The organism is Mesorhizobium sp. B2-1-1, from assembly GCF_006442975.2.
In the GTDB taxonomy this organism is placed as follows: domain Bacteria; phylum Pseudomonadota; class Alphaproteobacteria; order Rhizobiales; family Rhizobiaceae; genus Mesorhizobium.
Window position 1 is genome coordinate 774811 of record NZ_CP083954.1, and the last position, 10703, is coordinate 785513.

Genomic DNA, 10703 nt, shown 5'->3' on the forward strand with positions numbered 1-10703 from the left:
GACGCCGCGTGTCGTCTGTCCCGGAGCCGCTGACGAGGCGCGGCTTCGGGCAGGCGGACTTCAACGAACTCCTGCGAGGGCTCATGTCGCATCTCGTGCTCGACAGAATCTCGATCCACTATGACGGCCAGCCCGCACCCGCCGTCGAGCGGGTATCGATCGACGTCGCCAGCGATGACTTCGTCGTCCTTGTCGGCCGTTCCGGCTGCGGCAAGACCTCGCTGCTCAATGTAGCCGCCGGCTTTGTCGCGCCGGCACGCGGCACGGCCGCGATCGACGGCCGGCCGATCGCAGCACCCGGTTCGGACCGTGCGGTGGTGTTCCAGAACGACGCGCTGTTTCCTTGGCTGACGGCGCGCGAGAACGTCGCCTTCGCGCTCAGGCTGCGCGGTGTCGGGCCATCCGAGCGGGCGCGCCGCGCCGACGAATTGCTCGGCCTGGTCAAGCTCACCGATGCCGGCGACAAGCGCATCTGGGAGCTGTCCGGCGGCATGCGCCAGCGCGTCGGCCTTGCCCGGGCGCTGGCTGCCGAGCCGCAATTCCTGCTGCTCGACGAGCCGCTCGGCGCGCTCGATGCGCTGACGCGCGAGCGCATGCAGACGACGCTGCTCGACCTGTGGACGGCAAGCAAGGTCGGCGTGCTTATGGTCACGCACGGCATCGACGAGGCGCTGGTGCTCGCCACCCGCATCGTGGTGCTGGCGCCCGGGCCGGGCCGGGTGGTGCGGACCTTGGAGCCGGGCTTCTCCAGGCGCTACGCAGCGGGCGAGGCCATCCGCGCCATCAAGGCCGATCCTGGCTTCGCCGCGGCGCGCGGCGAACTGACCGACGCGATCTTCGAGGGAGAGGCGGCATGACCATTTCCTCCTACACCGAACGCTCCGGCCCCAGGACCGAAGAGGCCGACGGCCTGTCGGTGCCATGGTCGCGCCCGGTCCCGAAGCGCAAGGGCGTTTCGGCGCGCATGGTCAGCGCGGCCACCATTCTTCTGGTGCTGGCGCTGTGGACGCTGTCGGCCCGCCTGCAACTGGTGTCGCCGGTATTCCTGCCCTCGCCTGTCGCGGTGTGGAACAAATTCATCATCGTCGCCCGCGACGGCTTTGTCGACGCAACGCTCGTCCAGCATATCGCCGCCAGCCTGGGGCGGGTGTTCGCCGCGCTCATCGCGGCGCTCCTCGTCGGCGTGCCGGTTGGCCTCGCCATCGGCATCAGCACCGTCGGCCGCGGCATTTTCGATCCGCTGCTGGAATTCCTGCGGCCGATCCCGCCGCTCGCCTATCTGCCGCTGGTCATCATCTGGTTCGGCATCGGCGAGCCGTCCAAGGTCCTGGTGATAGCCATCGCCATGCTGGCGCCGGTGGCCTTGTCGACCGCGTCCGGCGTCCGCGGCGTCTCGCAGGAGCGCATCAACGCCGCGCGTTCGCTTGGCGCGACGAGGCGCCAGGTGGTCCGCCACGTGATCCTGCCCAGCGCGCTGCCGTCGATCCTGACCGGACTGCGCATCGCGCTCGGCGCCGGGTGGTCCACGCTGGTCGCCGCCGAACTGGTGGCGGCGACGCGCGGGCTTGGCTTCATGATCCAGTCGGCGGCGCAGTTCCTGGTCACCGACGTGGTGGTCATGGGCATTTTGGTGATCGCGGCCATCGCCTTCGTGCTCGAATTCGCCATCCGCAGGATCGAGCGCGCGCTCGTGCCGTGGGCGGGACGCGAATGATCGGGAAACGGAGATGACGATGACCCATTCCACCGCCATGCTGTTCGCCCATTTCGGCACCTGGCTGCTGGGCCTGACATCCGATGGCAAGGCGATAGAGGAGGACAAGGCGACAAGGGAGGACGGTCCGCGCTCGCCGGCGCCCGTCCGACTCCCGGCCGGGCGTGACCGCCTGCCGCCGCGAGACGAAAGCTTCTACTGGGCCTGGCAGTACTGGTCGCAGTGAGAGCGGCTCAACCGCGCGAACGGTTCGCCCACACGAGCCCGGCGAGACCGACCAGCATGACGATGATGCCGATGGTGAGCCATTGCGACTGGCCGGTCATGAAGCTGCCGCCGATCGCGCCGATGCCTTGCAGCGACCACAGCGCGCCGACGGCCAGCACAATCAACGCCAGCAGATTTTTGATCAGTCTCATTGCCGGATTCTCCCTTCCGAAGTTGATCGGTCGCGTCTTCGCCGTCGCGATGAAAGAGGCAAAGGAATCGGTTCGGCAGCAGCATCTTCTACTTGGATGTTGCCGCTCGATCTTGTCAAACAAGACATGGATATCCGCTGGAACATCATCGTGAGTTGATCGCTGACCGCCGGGAAATCACTGACAGACTGTTACCGGGCGACTCCAAACGTGTGCCGGCGCCATGGAACCGCCAGATGATCGCCGCATTTCGTGCCTTATTGTCTCCGTAACGGCTGGGGCCTGTCAAAAACGGAGCCTTCCCCCAAATATGAATAACAACAACCGGACCGCGCTTGCCGCGGTGACGATCGCTGCTGGCCTGATGGTCGGCGCCTCCGCCACTCCAGCCGCCTCCGCCGCCGGTCAATGCGGTCGCGCTTCCTGGTACGCCCTGCACTCCAGGACCGCGTCGGGCGAACGGATGAACCCTTCGGCCTTGACCGCCGCACACCGCACGCTGCCTTTCGGCACCAAGCTGCGGGTCACCAACCAGAACAATGGCCGCAGCGTCGTGGTGCGCATCAACGATCGCGGACCGTTCATCAGGGGACGCGTGCTCGACCTGTCGAAGGGTGCCGCCGGCCAGCTCGGCTTCATCGGTTCGGGCCACACCGCGGTCTGCATGGCGCGCGTCTGACCACCACTGCCCGGCCCGAGGGCCGGGCCGCCTGGCCTTCGCACCTGCACAATGAGCCGGCTTGTACCGTCCAAGGCTGATTTCCAACGCTTTGGACCAAGAATGCGTATAGATCACGCCACGTGACGTATTGCATCGCAGCAATTAGTTGTTAACTTCCCCGCGAGACAGTTAGGGCCAGGCACTGCTCGCCGCCCCTTCGGTCGCAGGCCGCAGCGGGGTAAACGGATGTTCTACCAGCTCTATGAAATGAACCACGCCGCCCTGCAGCCGGCCCGTCTCTATGCCGATGCGGTGCGGCTGTTCTATTCCAACCCGCTCAATCCGTTCTCGCACACGTCCTGGGGCCGCTCGATCGCGGCGGGCGCCGAGTTGTTCGAGCGCACCACGCGCCGCTACGGCAAGCCGCAATTCGGCCTCGACAAGACGGTGGTCGACTGGAAGAGCGTGGCAGTGACCGAGAAGATCGTCTGGTCACGACCGTTCTGCAACCTGGTGCATTTCGAGCGCGCCGTGCCCGCCGGGCGGCGGCGCGATCCGAAGCTTCTGATCGTGGCGCCGATGTCGGGCCACTATGCGACGCTGCTGCGCGGCACGGTCGAAGCCATGCTGCCCCATGCCGACGTGCACATCACCGACTGGATCGACGCCCGCATGGTGCCGACGGCCGACGGCCAATTCGATCTCGACGACTATATCGACTATGTTGTCGACATGCTGCATGTGCTGGGCCCCGACACGCATGTGATGGCTGTTTGCCAGCCTTCCGTGCCGGTGCTGGCGGCCGTGGCGCTGATGGAAACGCGCGGCGACCCCTTCGTTCCTGCGACGATGACCCTGATGGGCGGGCCGATCGACACGCGCCGCAACCCGACCGCGGTCAACCTTCTGGCCGAGGAGAAGGGCATAGACTGGTTCCGCGACAATGTCGTGATGCGCGCGCCCTGGCCGGTGCCGGGCTTCGGCCGCGAGGTCTATCCAGGCTTCCTGCAGCTCTCGGGCTTCATGAGCATGAACCTCGACCGCCACATCATCGCCCACAAGGACTTCTTCATGCACCTTGTGAAGCATGACGGCGACAGCGCCGAGAAGCACCGCGACTTCTACGACGAGTATCTGGCGGTGATGGACCTGACGGCGGAGTTCTACCTGCAGACGGTCGACACGGTGTTTGTCCGGCACGCCTTGCCCAAGGGCGAGATGACGCATCGCGGCACGCCGATCGATCCCTCGGCCATCCGCAATGTCGCGCTGTTCACGGTGGAGGGCGAGAACGACGACATTTCGGGCCTTGGCCAGACGCGGGCGGCGCATGATCTGTGCGTCAACATTCCCGCCGACAGGAAGGCGCATTACATGCAGCCCGCGGTCGGGCACTACGGCGTCTTCAACGGTTCGCGCTTCCGCGCCGAGATCGTGCCGCGCATCGTCGACTTCATCACCAGCTATGGCCGCCAGAACCGGGTCGCCGTGAAACCGAAGCTGGTCCGCACCGCCAAAAGATAGGCAGCCTGCATTGCCGGCCCGATAGCGCCGGACAGGCCTGTCGCACGGGTGCCGCTGCCATGCGTCTCGCGGGTAACCATGTCGCAAATCACCCAATCGTGGTAATTGACACGGACTGTAGATCGCCCTTAACCTTTCATTAATAACAAGGGCGAGCGGGGACAATGAATTCCTCACCAATGGCGCGAGCGCTTCGTGCGTGCGCAGTAGCCGGACTGGCGACAATGATGGGAGGCTGGGTGGCACCGGCCCTGGCGGCTGGAGCGATGACGACCGGCGGCGTCGCGTCGCAACCGATCGGCCATTATGATTTCTGCAGGCTCAATGCCCGCGAATGCGCGATCCGTCCCGGCAATCTTGCGCCGGCCGCGATGACGGACAGATTGTGGCGCAAGCTGGCCAAGGTCACCGCCAGGGTGAATGCCGCCGTCAGGCCGATGAGCGACATGGACATCTATGGCAAGGACGAGGTCTGGGCCTATCCCGCCAAGGGCGTCGGCGACTGCGAGGACTATGTGCTGGAAAAGCGGCGCCTGCTGTCCCGGATGGGCATATCGCTTGCCGATCTTCTCATCACCGTGGTGCGCAAACCCGACGGCGAAGGGCACTCGGTGCTGACGGTGCGCACCGACAGGGGCGACTATGTGCTCGACAATCTGACCGACAAGGTCAAGGCCTGGGACGACACCGGCTACCATTTCCTCAAGCGCCAGGCGATCGACAACACCGGCCGCTGGGTCTCGATCCGTGGCGGCCAGCAGGTGCTGGTCGGGTCCGTGGAGTAGGGACTGCGGCGGGCGGCGCGCCCAACCGCCGGATGTCGGCCCCGCCCCTCATTGCCCTGCCGGGCATTTCTCCCCGTATAGTGACGGGGAGAAAGACGCTGTCATCGACGATTTCCCCAATTGCCGACGTCGCAAGAAATACGCCAAGGGCGCGGCTGTCTCCCTTCTCCCCGTCCTATACGGGGAGAAGGTGCCGGCAGGCGGATGAGGGGCGGCGCCGACGTTGCAGTCACGCGCCTCGCGCACTCCCCAAAAAAATTCCCACCTCCATGAACCATTTCGGCCCGGCCGGCGACACACAGCCGTGAACCGAACCAACCATGGAGACTTCAAATGACTGCTTTCCTGCGTAACACCCTTCTCGCCGCCGTCGCGGTGTCGGGCATGGCCGGATCCGCTCTGGCCGATCAGACCATTCCAAGCTGCGCCAACACCAATCTCAACGACCTGTGGAGCGGCCGCTGTTGCGGCGCCGCCGGCGCATCGGACTGCCTTGGCGGCGGCAATGGTGGCCGTGGCCATGGTGATCACGGCCGCGGTGGCAATGGCGGCAGCACGGCCGGCAAGAACTGATCTCATCACGGCGGCCCGCCGGCTGCTGCTGGCGGGCCGCCGTTTCGCGATCGGGAGCTCAGCCGCCGCGAGAGCCGGGCAAACCCGGCCTACCGCCGCCGCCCCAGCGCCGCGCGGATAGAGGCGGTTATGCGGCGCAGTTCCTCCTCGTCGAGCTTTTCGATGTTCTCAGCCAGGAGGTTGGCAAGCTCGGTCGCGGCCGGGCTCAGGCCCGACGTGTCGAGCCTGACGCGCGGATGCGAGCCTTCGGCCAGTCGCGCCAGTTCCTCGGCGTCGTCCCAGATGATGTTGAAATAGCCGATGATCTTCTGGATAAGCGTCCAGGTCGGCGCGCCGCGCCTTCCATGCTCGAGCGCCGACAGATAGGCGGCGCTGACGCCGATGGCGGCGGCCATGTCCTTCTGGGTGACGCCGCGCTCGGCCCTCAGCGCCCGCAGCCTCTCGCCGAACGGGGTCACGACCCCATCCTCACGACCGGACCCGCCGCAGCCTGACATAGAGCGCGCCCGAGCCGCCATGGTTGCGCGCGGCGTGGTCGTGACTGGAGACCAGCGGCCGGAACGCCGGCGTCGACAGCCAGGCCGGCACCGCGCGGCGCAGCACGCCGTCGCCGCCCGACGAAGAGCCCTTGCCGGTGATGACCAGGACATAGCGGATGCCGCCGGCATGCGCGCGGCGCAGGAAGGAGAACAGCAGCGAATAGGCTTCGTCCTGCGTCATGCCGTGCAGGTCGACCCGGCCTTCGATGGGCAGCCGGCCTTTCGACAATTTGTCCAGCGTCGGCTCGTCGAGTGCATGGGAGACATGCTGGGCCTTCGGCTTAGGCGCGCCGGCCGGACCGGCAACGGGCCGGGCTTGTTGCGTCGGCGCCGGCTTCGCCTCGATGCCGAAATCCGGGACAGGCACGGCGGCCTTGCCCTTCAGCGGCTTGGCCGTGCGCGCCACCAAGTTCCACAGCACCCGGTCGTCCTCGCTCAACCTGTCGCTGCGGCGGGTCATGGCTTCGAACCCGAGACGAGCGGGCGCGGCACCAGCGCGTAGAAATCGGCCGGATTGCGCACCACGCCGGCGATCTCGCCGGCGGCGTCGCCCGAGCCGGCGAAGAGATCTCCACGCGCCGGCCCGGTGATGGCGGAGCCCGTGTCTTGCGCGATCATCAGGCACCGGAACGGTTTTGCCTCGAAAGCCGTCAGCGATGGCGCGTCGATGTAGAAGGGCGTGCCGAATGTGTGCAGCAGCCGGTCGACGGCGATCGAGCGGCCCGGCGTCAACGGCACCTTGGCGGCGGCGATCGGCCCGAGCGTTGCGTCCTCGACCGCGGCCTCGCGGAAGAAGATATAGGAACGGTTCTGCCACAGGATCTCGTCGACGCGGCCCGGATGCGCCCTGAACCAGGCGCGGATCGACTGCATCGTCACCTTTTCCAGCGGGATCTCGCCGAGCTCGCTCAACACCTTGCCGGGTCCGGTGAAGCGCTGGCCGGACTTGGCCGCATAGGTGACGCGGCACAGCCTGCCGTCGGTCATGAGAAGCCGCGCCGCGCCCTGCACATGGATGAAGAATGCATCGACCCTGTCGGCCAGCCAGGCGATCTCCAGTCCCTTGCCGGCGAGCGCGCCGCGCTCGATCGCGCCACGGTCGAAATATTCGGCCGGCCCGTCCGGCGTCCGGCGCGCGAAAGCGAGATAGGGGTCCATTCCATCGGGCCGGTTGGCGTCGTCGATGTCGACGAGATCGGCGGGACGCGACAGCAGCGGCACGGCAAAACGCTCCGTGCGCACCGGCGAGGCCTCGACCTCCGGTTCGTAGAAGCCGGTGACGAGGCCGGCGCCGGTCTCTGGACGCACCAGCATGGGGACGAAATGACGCTCGAAGAAGGCGCGGGCTTCCGACCGGCTGGCAGGAGGGGCCGCGCGCGCCTCGACATAGGCGCCGGCAAAGGCGTCAAAGTCCACCCCGAGCGCGCCGCTGCGATAGGGCTTGGCCAGCACATGGAAGGCAGAGCGGCGAAAGGCCTCGAAGGCCGCCAGATGGTCGTCGTCATCCCAGCCGGGCAGATCGCCGAAGGATCTTTCGCTGAATGCCTGATGGAAGGACACGACAGGCCCGCCGCGGTCAGGGATTCAATCTTCTTCTTCGGTGGCGACGAGCTTCCAGTTCGGATCGCGCGAGCGCGTGTCGCGGGCGAAGGTCCAGACGTCCTTGACCTCGGCGACGGTTTCGGGGTCGCCGTCGATGACCGCACCGGCCTTGTCGCGCGTCGCCGAAATCAGCTCGCTGATGATGCGCAGCGTGACATGCGCCTCGCCGCCCTTCATCTCGGCCGAGACGATGTCGGCCTTGTCAATGCCGACGAAGGAAGACTGGATCTTTTCCGACCGCGCCTCGCGCTCGCCGATCGCGGCGACGAAACCGTCATAGACATCGCGCGACAGAAGGTTCTTCAGCGTTTTGCGATCGCCGTCGGCATAGGCCATGACGATCATCTCGTAAGCCATCTTGGCGCCGTCGACGAAACCCTTCGGGTCGAAGGACGGATCGTTGTCCTTGATCGTGCGCAGGCCCTTGTTGAGGTCGGTGCCGGGCTTGGCAAAGGCGTCAATGGCCGCATAGACCTCGCCGGCCGGCTCGCCGGGCTGGCGCTTGCGCGGCAGCGACACGACATTCTCGGACTTCTGCGCATCCTTGTCGCCGGTGCGGGCGGCGGTATAGGGGTCGAAAGGCGGCCGTTCGCTGCCGGTACGACGGCCCAGCACATTGCGCAGCTGGAAAAAGATCACAACTGCCGCAATCAGAAAGAAAATCGTGCCGAAGTCGAAGAAACCCATATCTTCCGCCAATCAATCCTGCCCTCGGCCGGACCGCCCGGCCAACAGGGCAGCGGTCGCATAGCGTTCAACATGCAAACCATATAGAACGCAAGGCGCAATCATTCAAATCAAAGGCAGCCATACCTATCTAACAGCCTCGGCGCCAGCGGCCGGCGGCCGCTGGCAGGCAAAGCAGACCAACGCCAGAACGATCGGAAGGATCGGCAAGACTTGCGCATTTCGTTATTTCCCGTTTTTCTTCTGGCGCTTCCGCTGCTGGAGATCGCCGGCTTCGTCATAGTCGGGCGCCAGATCGGCGCGCTGGCGACGGTCGGCCTGGTGCTCGCCTCGAGCATCGCCGGGGCGCTGCTGCTCAGGCATCAGGGTTTTGGCGTCATGAGCCGCATCAGCACCGAGATGGGCGCCGGCCGCGATCCGAGCCGCCAGCTCGCGCACGGCGCCATGATCGTGCTCGCCGCGATCCTGCTGATCATCCCGGGCTTCATATCGGACATTTTCGGCATTCTCCTGTTCCTGCCGCCGGTGCGCGATCTTGCCTGGCGCAGGCTCAAGGGCCGCATCGTGGTGGCGACGAATTTCTCGGCCGGCGGCTTCCGCGGCCGGCCGCGCGACAGGGTCATCGACCTCGACGACGGCGATTATTCGCGCGAAGACGATTTCAAGCGCGGGCCGGACCACAATTCGCCATGGCGCCGCCTGAAGGACGACTGAGGCTATATTGATGTTCAGGTGATGCCGGCCTGACCTGAATCTCGACGCAGTCTGGATCCCCTCCGGTCGCAAGGCGGCAAACCTTGTCTTGTCATGCCGGCCATGGTAGCGAACGCCCGATTTCAATTCGGTCAGCAATGCTGCCCAGGCAAAAGGACACAAGGCTCATGGCCAGCAAAGATGACGCGCCGGTCGGCGCCAACGGAAACGGCAACACGGCGCAGCCCTCGCTCAACGTCCTTGCCCAGTATGTGAAGGACCTTTCCTTCGAGAGCCCCGGCGCGCCGAACTCGCTGCGCGGCCGCGATAAGGCGCCCGGCATCGCCATCAACGTCAACGTCAACGCCAATCCGCTCTCCGACAAGCAGTTCGACGTCAACCTGACGCTGAACGCCAAGGCGTCCTTCGACCAGGAAGTGCTGTTCAATGTCGAACTGGTCTATGGCGGCGTTTTCGCCATCAGTGGCTTCCCGCAGGAACACATGTTGCCGATCCTGTTCATCGAATGCCCGCGGCTGCTGTTCCCGTTCGCCCGGCAGATCATCGCCGAGGCAACGCGCAATGGCGGCTTCCCGCCGCTGATGCTCGACCCGATCGATTTCGCGCAGATGTTCCAGCAGAAGCTGGCCGAGGACCAGGCGGCGTCGAAGGTCCAGGTGAGCTGATTCCGGCTCGTACGGATATTGCAGAAAGACCCGGCCTCGCGCCGGGTTTTTCGTTTTCGAGGCCGGTTTGGCCGCGAAGCCCCCCGACTTCGAGGAGAACGGCGCGCTTAGGCGCCCATCACCTTCAGCCACAGCGCCTTCTCACCCAGCGTGGCGACCATGCCGGCATGCGCCGCGCGCTCGGCTTCGCTCAGGCGCGGGGGGAGGGCGATCGGCCGCGCACCGACCGAGATGTCGATGTCTGCCACTTCGCCCGCGCCGTTCATCTGCACTGAAACGGTGTCCAGGATCAGAGCCGTCTGTTTGCCGCCGATCAGCTCGATATAGACTTCGGCCAGCAGCTCCGAATCCAGCAAGGCGCCGTGCTTGGTGCGCCGCGCATTGTCGATGCCATAGCGCCGGCAGAGCGCATCGAGCGAATTGGGACCCATCGGATGCCTGCGCCGCGCCAGCGCCAGCGTGTCGACGACGCGCCCGATATCGACGGCCGGATGGCCGAGCCGGCCGAACTCGACATTGAGGAAGCCGATGTCGAAGGTGGCATTGTGTGCGACCAGCTTGGCGCCGTCGGTGAAGGCGATCCACTCCTCGACGATCTCGGCGAAGGACGGCTTGCCTTGCAGGTCCGCCATGCTGATGCCGTGCACGGCCTGCGCCTCGGCGTGGATCGAGCGGCCCTGCGGGTTGATGTAGTGGTGGAAGGTCTTGCCGGTTGGAAAGCGGTTGACCAGCTCGACGCCGCCAAGCTCGATGATGCGGTCGTCGCGCATGTCGAGGCCGGTGGTTTCCGTATCGAAAATGATCTCACGCATCGAATCAG

Annotated in this window: 15 protein-coding genes; 9 read left to right on the forward strand and 6 right to left on the reverse strand. The window is 65.8% G+C overall.

Annotation, left to right across the window (positions count from 1 at the left end):
- Positions 1-83 precede the first annotated feature (83 nt).
- Genes FJ972_RS03670 through FJ972_RS03680 form a run of 3 tightly spaced genes read left to right on the forward strand, consistent with a single transcriptional unit; the run spans position 84 to position 1940 of the window.
- Positions 84-857, forward strand: coding sequence for a taurine ABC transporter ATP-binding protein (locus tag FJ972_RS03670; RefSeq protein ID WP_140524464.1), 774 nt, complete (start codon positions 84-86; stop codon positions 855-857).
- Positions 854-1714, forward strand: a complete 861-nt coding sequence (locus FJ972_RS03675; protein WP_140524466.1) for an ABC transporter permease subunit — start codon at positions 854-856, stop codon at positions 1712-1714. The genes FJ972_RS03670 and FJ972_RS03675 overlap by 4 nt, the downstream gene beginning before the upstream one ends.
- 19 nt (positions 1715-1733) lie before the next feature.
- Complete coding sequence (locus FJ972_RS03680) at positions 1734-1940, forward strand: hypothetical protein (protein ID WP_140491853.1); 207 nt, start codon at positions 1734-1736, stop codon at positions 1938-1940.
- A gap of 7 nt (positions 1941-1947) precedes the next feature.
- Here the strand turns inward: FJ972_RS03680 and FJ972_RS03685 are convergent, their stop codons facing one another.
- Positions 1948-2133 carry a hypothetical protein gene (locus FJ972_RS03685; RefSeq protein ID WP_181165190.1) on the reverse strand — a complete coding sequence of 62 codons (186 nt, stop codon included), beginning with the start codon at positions 2131-2133 and terminating at the stop codon, positions 1948-1950.
- Between the two features lie 310 nt (positions 2134-2443).
- Here FJ972_RS03685 and FJ972_RS03690 point away from each other — a divergent pair, with 310 nt between their 5' ends.
- The 4 genes from FJ972_RS03690 (at position 2444) to FJ972_RS03705 (ending at position 5676) form a co-directional block, all read left to right on the forward strand.
- A complete protein-coding gene (locus tag FJ972_RS03690) occupies positions 2444-2812 on the forward strand; it encodes a septal ring lytic transglycosylase RlpA family protein (protein ID WP_140491856.1) in 369 nt (122 codons plus the stop codon).
- 228 nt (positions 2813-3040) lie between these two features.
- Positions 3041-4318, forward strand: coding sequence for a polyhydroxyalkanoate depolymerase (locus tag FJ972_RS03695; protein ID WP_140524467.1), 1278 nt, complete (start codon positions 3041-3043; stop codon positions 4316-4318).
- Between the two features lie 164 nt (positions 4319-4482).
- The gene (locus FJ972_RS03700) at positions 4483-5103 is read left to right on the forward strand and encodes a transglutaminase-like cysteine peptidase (RefSeq protein WP_140524469.1); all 621 of its coding nucleotides are present in this window, start codon (positions 4483-4485) and stop codon (positions 5101-5103) included.
- 333 nt (positions 5104-5436) lie between these two features.
- Positions 5437-5676 (forward strand): hypothetical protein, encoded by a 240-nt coding sequence (locus FJ972_RS03705; RefSeq protein WP_140524470.1) that lies wholly within the window; start codon positions 5437-5439, stop codon positions 5674-5676.
- An 89-nt stretch (positions 5677-5765) separates the two neighbouring features.
- On the opposite strand, the gene FJ972_RS03710 is transcribed toward FJ972_RS03705, so the two are convergent.
- Genes FJ972_RS03710 through FJ972_RS03725 form a run of 4 tightly spaced genes read right to left on the reverse strand, consistent with a single transcriptional unit; the run spans position 5766 to position 8504 of the window.
- Positions 5766-6134, reverse strand: a complete 369-nt coding sequence (locus FJ972_RS03710; protein ID WP_140514107.1) for a helix-turn-helix domain-containing protein — start codon at positions 6132-6134, stop codon at positions 5766-5768.
- 10 nt (positions 6135-6144) lie between these two features.
- Positions 6145-6675: a Smr/MutS family protein gene (locus tag FJ972_RS03715; RefSeq protein WP_140524472.1), complete on the reverse strand. Its 531-nt coding sequence runs from the start codon at positions 6673-6675 to the stop codon at positions 6145-6147.
- The gene (locus FJ972_RS03720) at positions 6672-7775 is read right to left on the reverse strand and encodes a murein transglycosylase A (RefSeq protein ID WP_140524473.1); all 1104 of its coding nucleotides are present in this window, start codon (positions 7773-7775) and stop codon (positions 6672-6674) included. The genes FJ972_RS03715 and FJ972_RS03720 overlap by 4 nt, the downstream gene beginning before the upstream one ends.
- Positions 7776-7799: 24 nt before the next feature.
- Positions 7800-8504 (reverse strand): Tim44/TimA family putative adaptor protein, encoded by a 705-nt coding sequence (locus FJ972_RS03725; protein ID WP_140514105.1) that lies wholly within the window; start codon positions 8502-8504, stop codon positions 7800-7802.
- Positions 8505-8717: 213 nt separating this feature from the next.
- Here FJ972_RS03725 and FJ972_RS03730 point away from each other — a divergent pair, with 213 nt between their 5' ends.
- Both FJ972_RS03730 and secB read left to right on the forward strand, forming a co-directional pair.
- Complete coding sequence (locus FJ972_RS03730; RefSeq protein ID WP_140491873.1) at positions 8718-9218, forward strand: FxsA family protein; 501 nt, start codon at positions 8718-8720, stop codon at positions 9216-9218.
- Positions 9219-9385: 167 nt separating this feature from the next.
- Positions 9386-9883: a protein-export chaperone SecB gene (gene secB, locus FJ972_RS03735; RefSeq protein WP_140491875.1), complete on the forward strand. Its 498-nt coding sequence runs from the start codon at positions 9386-9388 to the stop codon at positions 9881-9883.
- Between the two features lie 107 nt (positions 9884-9990).
- Here secB and dnaQ read toward each other — a convergent pair whose 3' ends face one another.
- Positions 9991-10695 carry a DNA polymerase III subunit epsilon gene (gene dnaQ / locus FJ972_RS03740; protein ID WP_140514104.1) on the reverse strand — a complete coding sequence of 235 codons (705 nt, stop codon included), beginning with the start codon at positions 10693-10695 and terminating at the stop codon, positions 9991-9993.
- Positions 10696-10703 lie beyond the last annotated feature (8 nt).